The 17681-nt window shown below is 62.5% G+C and carries 10 protein-coding genes and 3 pseudogenes; 9 read left to right on the top strand and 4 right to left on the bottom strand.

What is annotated here, in order from left to right:
* Positions 1-5 precede the first annotated feature (5 nt).
* The 4 genes and pseudogenes from rpoZ (at position 6) to LDP01_RS04455 (ending at position 5099) form a co-directional block, all read left to right on the top strand.
* Positions 6-266, top strand: a complete 261-nt coding sequence (rpoZ, locus tag LDP01_RS04470) for a DNA-directed RNA polymerase subunit omega (RefSeq protein WP_017197559.1) — start codon at positions 6-8, stop codon at positions 264-266.
* Positions 267-293: 27 nt separating this feature from the next.
* Positions 294-1554 (top strand): annotated as a pseudogene (coaBC, locus tag LDP01_RS04465) (bifunctional phosphopantothenoylcysteine decarboxylase/phosphopantothenate--cysteine ligase CoaBC).
* A gap of 89 nt (positions 1555-1643) precedes the next feature.
* The gene (gene metK, locus LDP01_RS04460; RefSeq protein ID WP_224090531.1) at positions 1644-2873 is read left to right on the top strand and encodes a methionine adenosyltransferase; all 1230 of its coding nucleotides are present in this window, start codon (positions 1644-1646) and stop codon (positions 2871-2873) included.
* A 167-nt stretch (positions 2874-3040) separates the two neighbouring features.
* Positions 3041-5099: pseudogene (locus LDP01_RS04455) on the top strand (primosomal protein N' family DNA-binding protein).
* 28 nt (positions 5100-5127) lie between these two features.
* Here the strand turns inward: LDP01_RS04455 and LDP01_RS04450 are convergent.
* The 4 genes from LDP01_RS04450 to LDP01_RS04435 are packed head-to-tail and all read right to left on the bottom strand — an operon-like array spanning position 5128 to position 9034.
* The gene (locus tag LDP01_RS04450; protein WP_224090530.1) at positions 5128-6204 is read right to left on the bottom strand and encodes a glycosyltransferase family 4 protein; all 1077 of its coding nucleotides are present in this window, start codon (positions 6202-6204) and stop codon (positions 5128-5130) included.
* Complete coding sequence (locus LDP01_RS04445) at positions 6201-7145, bottom strand: alpha/beta fold hydrolase (RefSeq protein ID WP_224090529.1); 945 nt, start codon at positions 7143-7145, stop codon at positions 6201-6203. The genes LDP01_RS04450 and LDP01_RS04445 overlap by 4 nt, the downstream gene beginning before the upstream one ends.
* 10 nt (positions 7146-7155) lie before the next feature.
* Positions 7156-8037 carry an aldo/keto reductase gene (locus tag LDP01_RS04440; protein ID WP_224090527.1) on the bottom strand — a complete coding sequence of 294 codons (882 nt, stop codon included), beginning with the start codon at positions 8035-8037 and terminating at the stop codon, positions 7156-7158.
* Between the two features lie 34 nt (positions 8038-8071).
* Positions 8072-9034, bottom strand: coding sequence for a sugar-binding transcriptional regulator (locus LDP01_RS04435; RefSeq protein ID WP_224090525.1), 963 nt, complete (start codon positions 9032-9034; stop codon positions 8072-8074).
* Between the two features lie 121 nt (positions 9035-9155).
* Here LDP01_RS04435 and LDP01_RS04430 point away from each other — a divergent pair, with 121 nt between their 5' ends.
* The 5 genes and pseudogenes from LDP01_RS04430 (at position 9156) to LDP01_RS04410 (ending at position 17403) form a co-directional block, all read left to right on the top strand.
* Positions 9156-10937 (top strand): glycerol-3-phosphate dehydrogenase/oxidase, encoded by a 1782-nt coding sequence (locus tag LDP01_RS04430; RefSeq protein WP_224090524.1) that lies wholly within the window; start codon positions 9156-9158, stop codon positions 10935-10937.
* 186 nt (positions 10938-11123) lie between these two features.
* Positions 11124-11876: an MIP/aquaporin family protein gene (locus LDP01_RS04425; protein ID WP_224090521.1), complete on the top strand. Its 753-nt coding sequence runs from the start codon at positions 11124-11126 to the stop codon at positions 11874-11876.
* Between the two features lie 70 nt (positions 11877-11946).
* Positions 11947-13462 (top strand): annotated as a pseudogene (glpK, locus tag LDP01_RS04420) (glycerol kinase GlpK).
* Between the two features lie 363 nt (positions 13463-13825).
* Complete coding sequence (gene leuS / locus LDP01_RS04415; protein ID WP_224090516.1) at positions 13826-16354, top strand: leucine--tRNA ligase; 2529 nt, start codon at positions 13826-13828, stop codon at positions 16352-16354.
* A gap of 68 nt (positions 16355-16422) precedes the next feature.
* The gene (locus tag LDP01_RS04410; RefSeq protein WP_224090513.1) at positions 16423-17403 is read left to right on the top strand and encodes a DegV family protein; all 981 of its coding nucleotides are present in this window, start codon (positions 16423-16425) and stop codon (positions 17401-17403) included.
* Positions 17404-17681: the final 278 nt, after the last annotated feature.

Raw genomic sequence — 17681 nt, 5'->3', positions numbered from 1 at the left:
ATTTCGTGTCCACGAACCTTGAAGGCATCATCAACCCGCCGATCGATTCGCTGCTTGAGGCTGCCGATTCCAAGTACGGCCTTGTGATCTTCGGCGCCAAGCGTGCCCGTCAGATCAACGCCTACTACGCCCAACTGCACGAGGGCCTCTTCGAGTACGTCGGTCCCTTGGTAGACACCAAGCTGAACGAGAAGTCATTGTCGATCGCCCTCCGCGAGATCAACGAAGGCCTCCTGGTTTCCACGCCGATCGAGCCCGCAGAATAAAACAGACTGCCTGTTGACGGAGGTCACGTGCGCATAGTCCTCGGAGTCGGGGGAGGGATCGCAGCCTACAAGGTTGCATCGCTCCTCCGGCTTTTTACTGAAGCCGGACACCAGGTGACGGTGATCCCAACCGAAGCAGCCACCCGTTTCGTCGGTGTTGCCACGTGGGAGGCACTCTCCGGAAACCCGGTGAGCAACAGCGTCTTTGACGACGTCGAGAAGGTCAACCATGTCCGTCTGGGCCACGAGGCTGACTTGATCGTCGTTGCACCGGCCACTGCGGACCTCCTGGCCAAGGCAGCCACAGGCCAGGCCGGTGACCTCCTGACCAATACGCTCCTCATGGCTCACGGGGCCGGTGCTGTTCGCTCCTGCAATGCACACGGAAATGTGGCAGCATGCTGCAACCCAGGCCAATGTGGAAACCTTGCGGAGTCGAGGGGTAACAGTCCTGGAACCTGCCAGCGGCCGCCTGACCGGCGCAGATTCGGGCCCCGGCCGCCTGCCCGAACCCGAAGCAATTTTCACGGCCGCCATGGCGTTGGCCGAGGCCGGCACGGAGGTGGATGCGCCCAAGGCCGTACCCGCGGCACACGCTTCCCTGGCTGGCCGAACAGTGACGATTTCGGCCGGTGGTACCAGGGAAGCGCTGGACCCGGTGCGTTTCCTGGGTAACCGGTCCTCGGGAAAGCAGGGTGCTGCCCTGGCCGCGGCTGCATTGGCTGCCGGTGCCACCGTTCGTTTCCTTGCCGCGCATATGGACGTCGAGCCGCCCGCCGGCGTCGAGCTCGTCCGCGTTGAATCAGCCCTGGAACTGCGTGATGCAGCGCTGAAAGCGGCCGTGGATTCCGACGTCGTCATCATGGCTGCCGCTGTAGCGGATTTCCGGCCGGCCGAGGTTTCGGACACCAAGATCAAGAAAGTCGACGGCGAGGACGCGCCGTTGGTGCGCCTGGTTCGGAACCCGGACATCCTGCATGAGCTGGTCGAACGGCGCAACGCTGAGGGTGGCCGCCAGCTGATCGTGGGCTTTGCGGCCGAAACGGGCGATGCCCAAGGTGATGTCCTGGAGCACGCCACCGCCAAACTCAAGCGCAAGGGCTGCGACCTCCTGGTGGTCAACCACGTCGGGGTAGGCCGTGTCTTCGGCCAGGACGATAACTCGGTGGTGATCCTCTCCGGGCACGGCGCCGAACCGCAGTCCGCGTCCGGATCCAAGTTTGATGTCGCCGCGGCCGTTGTGGATCGGGTGGGCGCCGAATTGGCCAGGGTTTTTCCGGCCCGGTAATGTCCACGGGCGGTAGCTTCCGCCCCGAAATTCTTAGCATAGGGACACACGGCAGATGCCGCCGCCCCGCAACACAGTAAGGTGGTCGAGTGACTTTACCGCTGCACCATGAACATCATGGCACCCCGTCCAAGCTCCGGCTCTTCACGTCCGAGTCGGTCACTGAAGGGCATCCGGACAAGATCTGCGACCAAATCAGTGACGCGATCCTGGATGGGCTGCTGGCTGCTGATCCTGAATCCCGGGTGGCTGTCGAGACCATGGCCACCACCGGCCTGGTCCATGTGGCCGGTGAAGTAACCACTGACGCTTACGTCGAGATTCCGCAGATTGTCCGTGAGACCATTCTCGGCATCGGCTACGACTCTTCGGCCAACGGTTTCGACGGGGCCCGCTGTGGCGTTTCAGTGTCGATCGGACAGCAGTCCAACGACATCGCCGGTGGCGTCTTCAACTCGCTCGAGGCGCGTGAAGGCCGCCAGGAGGACGACTACGATCTCCAAGGTGCGGGCGATCAGGGCATCATGTTCGGCTATGCGAGCGATGAAACTGCGTCCTACATGCCGACGCCCATCTGGCTTGCCCACCGTTTGTCCGAGCGCCTTACCGAGGTCCGCAAGAGCGGCGAACTCGCATACCTCCGTCCGGATGGCAAGACGCAGGTCACGGTTGGGTATGACGGCGATCGCCCAGTTTCGGTTGAAACGGTGGTTATTTCCAGTCAACACGCCGAAGACGCGAGCCTGGAGCAACTGCGCGCCGACCTCGCGAGCCATGTCATCGATCCCGTTCTGGCGGCATCCAACCTTGACATCTCCCATGTAGCCAACATCCTGAACCCTGCAGGTGCCTTCGTCATCGGTGGCCCGGTTGGCGATGCCGGACTGACCGGTCGGAAGATCATTGTCGATACCTATGGCGGATTCTCCCGGCACGGTGGAGGTGCCTTCTCCGGCAAGGACCCGTCCAAGGTAGACCGTTCGGCCGCCTACGCCATGCGCTGGGTTGCCAAGAACGTGGTAGCCGCAGGTCTGGCCAAGCGCGCGGAGATCCAGATTGCCTACGCCATTGGCCAAGCCCGTCCGGTCGGCACGTACGTAGAAACCTTCGGCACGGAAACTGTTGACCCCGCCCGCATCAGCGAGGCCATCAACGAACTTTTCGATCTCCGTCCCCGCGCCATCATCGACGCCTTGGACCTCAAGCGTCCCATTTACACCAAGACGGCGGCTCACGGACACTTCGGGCGCGACGAGCCCGACTTCACTTGGGAGCGCCTGGACCGCGTGGCGGACCTGAAGGAATTCTTCAACGCCTGATCTCCTCGATGTTCGGCCGGTGCCGGCCCCTGGGTTTACTGCTTTGTCGGTGGTCCATGATTGGCTGGAGCCAGAGAGATGCCCGCAGTGGGTTTCCCCTACTGCGGGCATCCGTCGTTTAGTCTGCGCTAGAAACCCATCGTGACAAAGAGTTGGAGGTAGAGAGCATGGCGGGAAATGATGCCCAGCCCACCCTGCTTCAACCTTCTTTGCTTCAAGGGTTCCCTGACAAGTCTCCCGTCAGCGGACCTCCGTTGGCGGCGGTGAATCCCGTTGCCCGTGTGGTGCTGGAATCTTCCCTGCCACACCTGGACCGGCCGTTCGATTACAGCGTGCCCGCTGAGCTCGCTGATTCTGCTGTTCCCGGCGTGCGGGTGAAAGTGAAGTTCAACGGCCAGGAGCTTAACGGCTTCGTGCTGGAACGCATCGATGCTTCGGATGCCGGCCACCCGCTGACCCCACTTCACAAAGTAGTCTCCACGCTGTCCGTCCTGACGCCCCACATCGCGGAGTTGGCTGGAACGGTAGCCGCGCGCTACGCCGGAACCTTGAGCGATGTCCTGCGCACTGCTGTTCCCCCTCGCGTTGCCAAAGTTGAGAAGGAGCTACTCGCGGGGGACGCAGCACCGGAACCGGACCTTCCGTCAAATGCGCCGGATGCCACCGCCTGGGCTTCCTACTCCAACGGAGCCCCGTACCTCCACCACCTGGCCGGTGGCGGAGCGCCCAAGGCTGTCCTCACGGCGCTGCAGGGATTCGGCCCGGGGGGTTGGCCTTCGCTGGTTGCCGCGGCTGTTGGGGCAGTCCGGGCATCGGGCCGTGGTGCAGTGGTGGTCGTTCCCGATTACAGGGATCTTGAACGGCTGGAGGTAGCCCTGGCCAAAGTCCTGCCACCGGGTGACGTCGCGCGGTTGACGGCCGACGATGGCCAAACTCCCCGCTACCGGAGCTTCCTGCGAATCCTTAGTGGTGAAGCGCGTGTAGCCATTGGTACGAGATCCGCCGCCTATGCGCCGGTTCGGGAGTTGGGACTTGTGGTCTGTTGGGACGACGGCGATGACCTCCATATCGACCAGCGGGCTCCCTACGCGCACTCGCGGGAAGTACTGCTCCTGCGGGCCGAGCAGGAGAACGCAGCCTGCCTGATGGCATCCCATAGCCGCAGCACCGAACTCCAGCGCCTGGTTGAAATGAAATGGGCTGTGCCGATCGAGGCGCCGCGAACGGTCATTCGTTCCACTGTTCCCCGTGTCCTGAACACAGCGGACAGCTTTGAACAGGAACGGGATCCTCTGGCCCGGATTGCACGTTTGCCCGGAGCGGCATGGCGTGCAGCCAAGGAGGGGCCTCGAGCACGGCCCTGTGCTGGTGCAGGTTGCCCGTGCCGGCTATGCGCCCTCTTTGGCTTGCGAAACGTGCCGGGAGCTCGCCCGCTGCAACAACTGCCAAGGACCGCTGGCTATCTCCAGCAGTTCCGCCATGCCGCTTTGCCGCTGGTGTTCCACGCCGGCACCGCAGTGGCACTGCAACCATTGCAACGGCACACAGCTGCGCCGGGTTGCGGCGGGAGCCGTGCGAACGGCGGAGGAACTGGGCCGGGCTTTTCCTGGCCAGACGGTTATCACCTCATCCGGGGAAAACATCAAGGCCACGGTTCCTGATGCTCCGGCATTGGTCATTGCCACGGTCGGCGCGGAACCCGTGGCTCCCCAGGGGTACGCGGCCGCGCTGCTTCTGGATGGTAATTCATTGCTCCGCCGGGAAAACCTGCGGGCCGGCGAGGACACTGTTCGGCGGTGGTTCAACGCGGCGTCGCTGGTGAGACCCTCCAACCAGGGCGGGCTGGTAGTCATCACGGCAGATGACACAACCGCTACCGGAGCCCTGCTGCGCTGGGACGCACCGGGCTACGCGTCGCGTGAACTGGCACTCCGCAAAGAACTCCAGCTTCCCCCTGCAGTGCGGGTAGCTTCAGTGACCGGGCCAAGGGCCGACGTCGCGAATTTTTCCGATACCTTCGAGGCAAGCGTCAAGCTGAAGTCGGGTTCGAAGGTCCGCAGCGCCGGTCCGGCGCCACTTCAGGCAGATGTTCGCACCCTGTACTTCATTCCCTACGCAGACGCCGCAGACGTTACCCGTGCCATGCGTGCCGTCAAGGCAGCGAACGCGGCGAAACGCACAGCCGGGCCAGTCCAACTGCGGCTCGACGGCGTGGACGTTTTGTAGCCTTCAGCTGCTGGTTTCGGCGGGCACGCTAGCGCTTACGAAGCGCCACGACCTCTTCTGCCGCAGCCAGCAACTGCCGGGCGGATTCGTCCCAGTTGAAGTCTCCAGCACGTTCCACGGACCTGCGGGAACGTTCCTGCCACAATGCGTCATCACCCAGCGCCGTGACAGCCGCAGCGAACTCCGAGGGTGAACCGGGGTCAACATAGCTGACCGCATCGGCGCCCACTTCCCGGAAAATTGGAATGTCGCTGGCGATAACGGGCGTACCCAGGGACATCGCCTCCACCAGGGGCAAGCCATATCCCTCGGCCCGCGACAAGCTGATGAGTGCAGTCGCCCTGGTCAAAAGCTCTTCATACTCGGCGTCTGTTACACCGTTGTGGAACAGGACCTTTGCCCCGTGGGGCACCATGGCCTCGAGTTCGGCCCGACGCTGGGGCGTAATCCGGCTGAGCAAGTGCAGTGTGTAATCCTGCAGGCCTGCCATTCCCCGAATCATGGTTTCCACGTTCTTGTAAGGCATGAACGAACCCATGTACAGCAGGGTCTTATCCGCTCCGGCCGAAGGATCGCGGGGAGTCTGGCCGGGCTGCGGGGCGTTGCCAACGATCCGTACGGGGCGGCGGGTCAAGGTGTACTTGGCCATTAAAGCCTCTGTGGTCCTGCTGATGGTTGCCACCACGTCAGCCCGGTTCAGCAGAAGGCGCTGCGGCCAGAACGCCTTGTGGTACAGCCTCCAGAGCAGGCGCACCGGAGCCGGAAGGAACCCCGGGGGAGCGGGGTGTTCGTAATAGATGAGATCGTGAAGCGTAAGGATCAGGCCATACTTCCGCCCCAAGGTTCCCATGGTTTGCATCGGGCACACCACGACGTCGGCCTTCAGAGGGTTGACTTTACGGGCCACGAACAGCTCGAGTGGGGACAGCGGGCTGTTGACAATCACGTAGGGCACGTCGGGAAGCAAAGCCAGCTGGCGTTCGTCATTGATGAGCATGGTGACATCCGCAATTTTGGATGTTGCTGCAATGAGGCTTGAACCGTACCGGCTGATGCCATCGTGGTGGTCCGTCCTGGTGAAGCGGGCGTCGATGACAATTTTCACGCGGGGTGTTCCTCCAGGAATGTGCGGATGGCTGCAGCAGCCGGGGCCGGAGTCTCGTAGTGGATCAAATGCCCGACGTCGGGAATCACTTCCAGCGTGGCCTCCGGAAGGCGTTCCATCAGTTTGTGCTGGTTGGGCAGAGTGGCGATCTCGTCCTTTTCGCCCGCGATCAGCAGCACGGGGAGGCGCAACTCCCCGGCGACGTCGGCCACTGTTCCCGACACGGATGCCTTGAAGGATTCGAGCAGGCTCCTCCGGTCCGCGAATGCGCTGAAGTAGGCATCGTGCTGGCCATGTATGAAGCGACGCAGGTTTTTGTCTTTGGTCTTGGCCATGGTGATACTCATGACGCGGACAATGGCGCGGTTGCGCAGGAGGGCAAGGCCAAGGCGCCTTGGAAGCCTGGCAGACACCTGATAGTAAAACACCGCGAGCTTGGTCATGATCCCCTTGGGACCCTCCAAAGCGGGTGCAGCGATGGGGTTGATAAGGATCAATGGATAAATGGCGCCGGGATTCCGGGCCGCAAAATGGCTCGCGACGATGGAGCCGAAGGAATGGCCCAGCAGCACGGTCTTGGGGCCCAGGCCCAGCGCGGCCATGAAACCGGAGATGAAATGGCCGTAACGCTCAACCGTGTGTTCGTCGTAAAGGAAAGGATCCGAACTGCCAAACGCAGGGAGGTCAGGCATGATGATCCGCATGTCCGGAAGCAGGTCCGCTACACGGAGCAATCCGTGGTGGTCACCCCGAAAACCGTGAATGACCAAAATCGTGCGGGCATCCTGTGTGGGTTTGACGGGTTCGTACGTCCAATACGCCACATTGCTGCCATCGACGTCCACATCAGAGGCGATAGTGCGTCCCTGCAGGGATTTGCTGATGAATTCAAACGGGGCATCTGCGCCTTCCGGGGTTTGCGCGGTGTCCACTTTTTCCATTCGGCCGTTCCTAATTCACGTTGTCCGGGTGCGAGCCCGTGCGGTGGTGGCGTTCAAGCGCCGCCATGCCGTCCATGTCTGCTGCCTCGAGTTCGAAGTCGAAAACGGCAAAGTTCTCCTTGATCCGCCCCGCGGAACTTGCTTTCGGAATGACGAGGTTCCCAAGCTGGAGATGCCACCGGAGGATTATTTGGGCCGGTGTCCTGCCGTACTTGTGAGCCAAATCCGTAATCGCAGGATCGGCAAGGACCTGCCCACGGCCGAGGGGACTCCATGCTTCGGTTCGGATCCCGAGTTGTTCATGCAGTGTCCGCAGCCTGGGCTGCTGAAGCCAGGGGTGCAGCTCTATTTGATTAACGGCCGGGACCACTTCGGCTTTCTGCATGAGTTCTTCCAAGTGCCCGGGCTGGAAGTTCGAAACCCCAATGGCCCGGACTTTGCCTTCCCTGTACAGGGTTTCCATGGCTTTGTAGGTCTCCACGAACAGGCCTCGTCCGGCACACGGCCAGTGGATGAGGTAAAGATCCACGTAGTCCAGTCCGAGGTTGGCCATGGATGAATCGAAAGCCCGGAGCGTGGAGTCGTAACCGTGGTCGTCATTCCAGACCTTGGTGGTGACAAAGACGTCTTCCCGGGTCAGGGCATGCACGGATTCGCCGGAACCACCCGTGCCGAGATTTGCCTCATTGGCATCGCCGATTGCACCACCGATCGCGCGGCCTACGCCTACTTCGTTGCGATACATGGCGGCGGTATCGAACCGCCGATAGCCTTCGCCGAGGGCAGTGCTCACCAAAGCTTCAGCTCCTTTGGGCGGCACCTTATAGAGTCCGAATCCCAGGCGGTCCATCATCACGCCGTTGTTCAATGTCAGCCGGGCCGGGAATCTCATATCAACGACTCTACCCATTCCCCGGCCGAAAGCCTCAGGACTGGCCATTGAAACTCACCAGGCGTCGCGCCGAGGCTTCGTCGAGGATGAGGTCAGTGGCAAGTCCGGCTGCCAGGGCGCCCTGCAGGCCGTTGATTTTGGAGGCACCGGACACGACGCAAATCCGGCGTCGTACCTGCCGTAGCTGTTCATGGCTTGGACCAGTCGACCGCTCGTTCAGGGTAATGCCGTCAGATGATCCATCACTGCGGAAGAAGACCGTGGCTACGTCGCCCACCACGTCGTCGGCGGCCAACATGCTGAGGTCTTGTTCGTCGAGGTAGCCGCCGGCATACACATGGCTTGGATAGTCCGAATCAACGGATCCAACACCGAAAATGGCGATGCTCATGCGCGCCTGCAGATCCAGGATGCGTTGAACGCTGCGTTCATTCCACATGGCCGTCTTGGTGGCCGCGTGATCGAAAAACGCCGGCACGGGAAATTGTTCGACCCGCGCTCCGTAGGCGCTGCCGAAGCGCCGCATGATGTCGCTCGCGTAGGTGATGCCGGTTGTTTGCATGTTCCCGGCGCCGTTGAGTTGGACAACGATGGTGTCGTGCGTGACTTTCCGGGTCAGGTGCCGGCTTACAGCGCTGAGCGTTGCACCCCAGGCAATGCCGATGATGGCATTGGAATCCACCAGGGGTCCTATGGTCCGAGCTGCCTGCATGGCCACGCGGTCCAGCGTCTCAGCCTCGTTCAAGGTGTCAAGCACGGGCACTACGTGGACGTCCACCTTGAATTTCTCGCGAATCTGGCTCTCAAGCTCGGGGGCGGTATCAAACGGGCTGCGGATCTGGACCTGGACCAAGCCTGTTTCCCGGGCGGAAGACAAGAGCCTTGAAACAGTGGAGCGCGAGGTCCGCAACTCACGCGCAATGGCGTCCATGGTCAGGTCCTGCAGGTAGTACATCTGTGCGGCCCGGAGGGCATCCGAGTGACGTGAGCGTCCCATCTCATTTCCTTACTGCACGTTTGTGCATATAGCTTGACTCCATTTTCCACCTTCGCCAGATTAGTGGTGAAAGGTGCAGCGAACGTAACGCCGCGCACAAACCAAGCCCAAGGGAGCAGTTTTGGGACACAACAGGATTTCTACCTCCTCTGATGCGCATCGGCGTGAGTCTGTAACCGCCTTGCGGGAGCGGCCGTCGGCGAAGGTGCTGATTATCGGCGGGGGTATCAACGGCGTAGGGACCTTCCGTGACCTGGCCTTGCAGGGCATTGATGTTGCGCTTGTGGAGCGTGGTGACTACTGCCAGGGCGCAAGCGGTGCATCGTCGCACATGATCCATGGCGGCATCCGCTACTTGGAGAACGGTGAGTTCCGCCTTGTCAAGGAATCAGTGGTGGAGCGCAACCGCCTTCTTCGGATCGCCCCGCATTACGTCAAGCCGCTGCAGACCACCATTCCCATCTTCAGCACCTTCTCCGGCATCCTGTCCGCGCCCATTCGCTTCCTCACCCACAAACAGGGCAAACCGAACGAACGCGGCGCCTTCCTCATCAAGCTCGGCCTGAGCATGTACGACTTCTTCTCCCGTGACGGTGGCAGCGTCCCCCGGCACCAGTTCCGCGGCAAGGACAAGGCTTTGGCGGAGCTGCCCAAGCTGCACCCGGGAATCAAGTCCACGGCAACCTACTTTGACGCGTCCGTCCACAACCCTGAGCGGCTCACCCTGGACGTGCTTCAGGATGGCGAGAAGGCCGGGCGCGGTGGTGGCCTGCCTGGCGGGACGGCCCGGGCCAGCAACTACGTCTCGCTGGTTTCCATGGGTACTGACGGAGTCCGGCTACGCGACGAATTGAGCGGCAAGGAGTTCGATTTCCAGGCAGACGTCATCGTCAACACCACCGGTGCGTGGGTGGACCTCACCAACCAGGCCATGGGAGCCGCCAGCCAGTTCATGGGCGGCACCAAGGGCTCGCACATTGTGCTGGACCACCCTGGGCTGCTGGCCGCCTGCAATGGCCGGGAGATCTTCTTCGAACACACGGACGGCCGCATCGTCCTTATTTACCCGATGGGGGACCGGGTGCTGGTGGGCACCACGGACGTCGACGCCGACATGTCAGAAGACGCCGTCTGTACCGAATCCGAAATCGACTACTTCTTCGACCTGATCGGCCACGTGTTCCCCACAATCAAGGTGGACCGCGACCAGATCGTCTACAGCTTCGCCGGAGTCCGTCCACTGCCGCGCCACGACGCAACCCAACCGGGATTTGTCTCAAGGGACTACAGGATCGAACGCAGCGTCCGCACCGGCGAAGGTGCCATGGCTACGCCAGGCGGCAAGGCCGCCGTCGTACTGAGCCTGGTAGGTGGCAAGTGGACTACTTTCCGGGCACTGGCCGAACACATGACCAACGACGTTCTTCGCGAACTTGGTCGGGAACGGAAAATTTCGACGGCGAAACTCGCCATCGGCGGCGGCGCTGGCTTCCCTGCCACGGAACAAGGTGAGCAGGAGTGGATCAAGAAGCACATGGGGCCCGGACTGGACGCGGACCGCGTGGCTGGACTCCTGACGCGGTATGGAACACGGGCAGAGACCGTCATCGATTACCTGAACGCAGGACACGACGCGCCGCTTCGTTCAACCCGGGAACTCAGTGTTCGCGAGTTGGCATTCATGGCCGAAAACGAGCAGGTCGGGCATCTGGTGGATGTCCTCATCCGACGTACGTCCCTCGCGTTCCGCGGCCTGGTGACCGGCGAGTTGCTGAACGAAATTGCTGCAGCATTGGCTGAACCGCTTGGGTGGGATGCCGCTGACCGTGAGGCAGAAGTGCGGCACGCCCAGGAAGTGCTGCGGCGGTTCCACAAGGTTGACGTGCACAGTCTCGTGGCTTGAGGCTGCCCACACAAAATGCTTGATCGTCCCACTGTGTGGCCAGGAAGCCAGACGACAGGGACGGCAAACGGGGTAGGTGAGCCCCTTGGGGGCTCACCACACCGGGATGGTTGCGGAAAACGGAACTGTCCCAACAGCCTCTTCAACCCGCGAGGAGGCTGACAACAGAAAAATGAGGAGTCAAAGATGTCTCTTGGAATAGTTTTCCTTTCCGAAGTATTCGGAACCATGATGCTGACCCTGCTGGGTTGTGGCGTCGTGGCCAACGTTGCGCTCAAAGGCACCAAGGGCAACAACGGTGGATTCTTGATGGTGACCTGGGGCTGGGGTATTGCGGTCTTCGCGGGCGTTTTCGTGGCCGCCAAGTCCGGTGCGCACCTGAACCCGGCTGTCACCTTGGGCCTGCTCGTCAAGGGAAGCAAGGAATACGCGCCCGATGTCAGCGTGGACTTCGCTTCCACCTTGACGTACTTCGGCGGCGAACTGCTGGGGGCATTCCTGGGCGCCGTTGTTTGCTGGCTCGCTTACAAGCAGCACTTCGATGAGGAGCCGCTGGCAGCAAACAAGCTGGGAACGTTCTCCACCGGGCCTGCCATCCGTTCAACCCCGTGGAACCTCATCACCGAAATCATTGGCACGTTCGTCCTGGTTTTCGTCATCCTGACTTTCGGCGGCACCCCCTCGGGCCTGGGCCCGTTGGCGGTAGCGCTGCTCGTGGTCGGTATCGGTGTGTCCATCGGTGGCCCCACCGGTTACGCCATCAACCCGGCACGTGACCTTGGACCCCGCATCGCGCACGCCATCCTCCCCATCAAGGGCAAGGGTTCCAGCGACTGGGCCTACTCCTGGATCCCTGTCGTTGGGCCCCTTGTCGGCGGTACGCTGGCAGGCCTCATGGCCAACATCGTTCCAGGGATCATGCCGTCCGTCGCCGGCTAGACACCCTTACGCGGCAATACGCCCTACCCGATCAATAATCGCCAATAACCACTGAGACAAGGACGTCACCATGAATCAATACGTCATCGCCATCGACCAAGGCACCACCAGCTCCCGCGCCATCGTCTTTGACCACTCCGGCAACATTGTGTCAACGGGACAGATGGAACATGAGCAGATCTTCCCGCAGGCAGGTTGGGTCGAGCACAACCCCGCCGAGATCTGGAACAACACCCGGGAGGTCATAGGTTCAGCGTTGTCGAAGGCGAACTTGACGCGGCACGATATTGCCGCCGTCGGAATCACCAACCAGCGTGAAACCGCCGTGGTCTGGGACAAGAACACGGGCGAGGCGGTTTACAACGCCATCGTCTGGCAGGACACACGGACCCAGCCCATTGTGGACGAGCTTGCCAGGGACGGTGGACCTGAACGGTTCAAACAGAAGGTTGGACTGCCCCTGGCTACCTACTTCTCCGGAACCAAGATCAAGTGGATCCTGGACAACGTCGACGGCGCCCGCGAACGCGCAGAAGCCGGCGACCTCTTGTTTGGGAACACCGACGCCTGGGTTCTCTGGAACCTGACAGGTGGAGTCGACGGCGGCGTGCACGTCACTGACGTAACCAACGCGTCCCGCACTATGTTCATGGACCTTGAAACGCTGCAATGGGACCAGGAAATTCTTGACGTCTTCGGCGTCCCGGCCTCCATGATGCCCGCCATCAAATCCTCCTCCGAGGTCTACGGACACGTCCACACCTCCCAGTTGCTGCGCGAAGTTCCCGTGGCCGGCATCCTGGGCGACCAGCAAGCCGCGACATTTGGTCAAGCCGCGTTCCAAGCCGGTGAAGCGAAAAACACCTACGGCACGGGTTGCTTCCTGATCTTCAACACCGGCGAGGAAATCGTCCACTCCAAGAACGGTCTGCTCACCACCCTGGGATACAAGCTCGGCGACGACAAGCCCCACTACGCCCTGGAAGGTTCCATCGCCGTCACCGGTTCCCTGATTCAGTGGCTGCGTGACAACCTCGGCATGATCAGCTCCGCACCCCAGGTGGAAGAACTCGCCGCCGCAGTCGAAGACAACGGTGGCGTGTACATCGTCCCCGCGTTCTCCGGATTGTTCGCTCCGTATTGGAGGGCTGACGCGCGAGGCGCGATCGTAGGCCTCACCCGCTTCGCCAACAAGGGCCACATTGCGCGTGCTGCGCTTGAAGCGACTGCGTTCCAGACCCGCGAGGTACTCGACGCCGTCAACGCGGACTCGGGTGTGCCCCTCACCGAACTGAAGGTCGACGGCGGCATGGTCGCCAACGAGGCACTCATGCAGTTCCAGGCCGACATCCTCGGCGTACCGGTAGTCCGCCCGAAGGTGGTTGAAACCACCGCCCTGGGCGCCGCGTACGCTGCAGGCCCTGGCCGTCGGATTCTGGAAGGACCTGGGCGAACTCAGCGCCAACTGGGGCGAGGACAAGCGCTGGGAACCGCAGCTGCCTGCCGAAGAGCAGGAGCGTCAGCTGCGGCTCTGGAAGAAGGCCGTGACCAAATCCATGGATTGGGTCGACGAGGACGTTAAGTAGTTCAAAAAAGGGGCCGATGACTCCCGCCCGCCCGTCCCCAGCTGCTCCCGCCGCTCGCAAGCTCGCGGTGGGACCCTCGCAGCTGGGGGCCCACCGCGGGTGCCCACCACACCATGGCGGGGAGTCATCGGCCCCTTTTTTGATGCGGGCCGCTGCGCCGCCAACCATGCTTTGTCGGCGAGTGGAAGTATGATCGTGCGCTATTGTAGATCTATGCGTGCGATCCTTCTGCTTAGCTAGCCGCCCGGCAATCAACAGCCGAGCGGCCGCCCCTCCATTGTCGAGGGGCTTTTGTGTGTCCGGGGCTTTACCTGGAGCGCAGCAGGAGGCAAAACCGCCATCGAAGAACAGAAGAGGGCAGCAGTGAGCGTTCAGCCGGAGACAGAGACCGGAACAGCACAGACAGCCGCAGCTGGAGCGCCTGAAGAAGGCGTCTACAGCTTCGCCGCGATGGAAGCCAAGTGGCCGCAGGTCTGGGAAGACCTCAAAGTGTTCACTCCACTTGACGATGGTTCGCGGGAACGCCGCTACGTGCTGGACATGTTCCCCTACCCCTCAGGCGACCTCCACATGGGGCACGCCGAGGCCTTTGCCATGGGCGACGTCGTAGCGCGCTACCTGCGCCAGAAGGGCTACGACGTCCTGCACCCCATCGGTTGGGACTCGTTCGGCCTCCCCGCTGAGAACGCGGCAATTAAGCGCAACGCCCACCCCAGCGAGTGGACCTACGCCAACATCGACACCCAGGCTGCCTCGTTCAAACGCTACGCCATTTCGGCCGACTGGTCCCGGCGCCTGCATACGTCCGACCCCGAGTACTACCGGTGGACCCAGTGGCTGTTCAAGCGCTTCTATGAGCGTGGCTTGGCGTACCGCAAGGACTCGCCCGTCAACTGGTGCCCCAAGGACCTCACCGTCCTCGCGAACGAGCAAGTAGTCAACGGTGCCTGTGAGCGCTGTGGCACGGCCGTCACCAAGAAGTCCCTGAACCAGTGGTACTTCAAGATCACCGAGTACGCCGACCGCCTGCTCGAGGACATGGACCAGCTCCAGGGCCATTGGCCCGAGCGCGTGCTGGCCATGCAGCGGAACTGGATCGGCCGCTCCGAGGGCGCCCACGTCCGCTTTGTCATCGAGGGCACCCAGGACCGTGCAGAGCGCGAAGTCACCGTCTTCACCACCCGCCCGGACACCCTTTACGGCGCAACATTCTTCGTGGTTGCTGCGGATGCGCATTTGGCCCTGGACCTCGTTACACCTGAACAGCATGACGAACTCATGGCCTACCGGGAAAAGGTCAAGGCCCTCTCCGAGATCGAGCGCCAGTCCACGGAGCGCGAGAAGACCGGCGTGTTTACCGGACGCTACGCGATCAATCCGCTCAACGGTGAGAAGCTTCCTGTTTGGGCCGCCGACTACGTTCTGGCCGACTACGGCACTGGAGCCATCATGGCTGTTCCGGCGCACGACCAACGCGACCTCGATTTCGCCAAGGCGTTTGGCCTGCCCGTGCGCGCCGTACTTGATACAGGCGAGGAAGACCCCGCCGAGACCGGTGTGGCCACCGCGGGCGAAGGACAGCTCAAGAACTCCGGCGACTTGGATGGCCTGTCCAAGTCGGAGGCCATCCCGGCCGCCATCGGGATTCTGGAGAAGTTGGGAACCGGCGAGAAGTTCGTCAACTTCCGGCTCCGCGACTGGCTGCTCAGCCGCCAGCGCTTCTGGGGCACGCCCATCCCGATCATTCACTGCGCCGAATGCGGCGAAGTGCCCGTTCCCGACGACCAATTGCCCGTGAAGCTGCCCGAAGACCTGCGCGGAGAGGCGCTGGCGCCCAAGGGCACCTCACCGCTGGCCGCCGCCGTCGAATGGGTCAACGTCGAGTGCCCCAACTGCGGCAGGGCAGCACAGCGCGACACGGACACCATGGATACGTTCGTGGACTCTTCCTGGTACTTCCTGCGGTTCGTCTCGCCCCACTACACCGAGGGCCCGTTTGATCCGTCGAAGATCAATGACTGGATGCCCGTGGGGCAGTACGTGGGCGGCGTGGAGCACGCCATCCTGCATCTGCTCTACGCCCGGTTCTTTACCAAGGTCATCAAGGACATTGGCCTGATCGACGCCAGCGAGCCCTTCAGCGCGCTGCTCAACCAGGGCCAGGTGCTCAATGGCGGCAAGGCCATGAGCAAGTCCCTTGGCAATGGTGTGGACCTTGGCGAGCAGTTGGACAAGTTCGGCGTTGACGCCGTTCGCCTGACCATGGTCTTCGCCTCGCCACCTGAGGACGATGTTGACTGGGCGGACGTCTCGCCGTCCGGTTCGGCCAAGTTCCTGGCCCGTGCCTGGCGCCTGGGCCAGGACGTCACCAGCGAACCCGGAGCCGATGCCAGTGCCGGTGACCGCGCCTTGCGCACGGTGACCCACAAGACCATCGCTGATGCCGCTGAACTGTTGGACAACAACAAGTTCAACGTCGTAGTGGCACGGCTCATGGAGTTGGTCAACGCGACGCGTAAGACCATCGACTCCGGAGCGGGTGGAGCAGACCCCGCCGTGCGCGAGGCCGTTGAGGCCGTCGCTGTGATCCTGAGCCTTTTTGCCCCGTACACGGCAGAAGATCTCTGGAACACACTGGGACACCCTGCCTCCGTGGCCAATGCCGGCTGGCCAAAGCACGACGACGCCCTGCTCGTCCAGGACACCGTCACCGCCGTTGTGCAGGTCCAGGGCAAGGTCCGCGACAGGCTCGAAGTATCGCCGGACATCAGCGAGGACGAACTGCGCGAACTGGCACTCGCATCCGAAAATGTCCAGCGCGCCATGGACGGCCGTGGCATCCGCACCGTAATCGTGCGGGCGCCTAAACTGGTGAACATCGTCCCCGCCTAACCAGGCATCACGGACTTTGCGGCCGCCGGCATTTGTGCCGGCGGCCGGTCACCATTGTTGGAGGTTGCGTGCCCGAGCGAGAACCACCTGCCTGGATGTGGCTCAAGGAACGGCTGTCCCGCCTCCGGCAGCCCGCGCTCCCGGTTCCCATTGCCGATGAGGCGCTTCCCGCCGTAGTAAAGACCGCCGTGGTAACTGATTCGGCAGCCGCCCTGCCAGCGGACTGGGTGGCGGCCTTTGCCGCGGACGGGCGCCTGGCCGTCGTTCCCATGCCCGTCATGGTGGGAAGCGAAATCTACGGTGAGGGCGAAGACGACATCACCGAAACGTTGGCCGTTGCCTTGGCGTCGGGCGCATCCGTGAAGACATCCCGGCCCTCGCCCGGCCAGTTTGAACAGGCCTATCGTGCCGCGCAGAACCGCGGGTTCGAAGCCGTGGTGTCCATCCATATTTCCGCCGAATTGTCCGGAACCGCCGATGCCGCGCGTCTTGCTGCGGCACGGGTTGGTATCCCGGTGGAGGTACTGGACTCACGCACCGTCGGAATGGCGCAAGGCATGGGAGTGCAGAGCGCCGTGGTTGCTGCGGCCGCTGGCCTGCCCGCAGCTGAAGTCCGCGCTTTTGCGGAAAAGCGCATGGAACGTACCAAGGTCTACTTCTACGTTCCGAGCCTGGAGCAGCTCAGGCGTGGGGGACGCATTGGAGCCGCGGCATCGCTGCTGGGGACGGTGCTGGCCATCAAGCCAATACTTGCGGTCGACGGCGGCAGGATCGTTCCGTTGGAAAAGGTCCGCTCCGCTGTGCGCGCTGTAGCCCGGCTTGAGGAGATCGTGGCGGCCGATGTCGCTTCCAGACCTGCTGGTCAGCAACGGCTGGCGGTTCATCACTTTGGTAACCAGCTGGAGGCCGAAGCGTTGGCCGCACGCCTTCGGGACAAATGCCCGGACTGTCCTCCCGCCCAGATCAGTGCCCTCCCCGCAGTCCTCGCGGCGCACGCGGGTTTGGGTGTACTGGCGGTTATCGTGGGGGAGAGCAGCACACCCACGTGAGCTTTTCCACATAGCCCAAGAGGCCCAGTGCACTCCTTTCGCGCCCCTCGTAGGCTCGAATCATGCCACGCTGGAATCGGGATGGGTCCCCAGACGCCGCAGCACTGGCAGCCAGACGGCGGCTCGCCGCGGGACTGAACCCTCCGGATGATCCGGCTCCCTTGCTTGCCATGCCTCCGCTCGAAGAGCCCGCGCCGGAGGCTTCGGCTTCGGACCCCCTCCAAGGCCAAGAGACAATGGCGGCGCGGTTTCGGTGGCGAACGTCCTGGAGGGTTGCG

Origin of the sequence: Arthrobacter sp. StoSoilB13 (genome assembly GCF_019977255.1) — a bacterium.
Lineage (GTDB): Bacteria > Actinomycetota > Actinomycetes > Actinomycetales > Micrococcaceae > Arthrobacter.
This window is presented reverse-complemented; position numbering and strand designations above follow the sequence as displayed.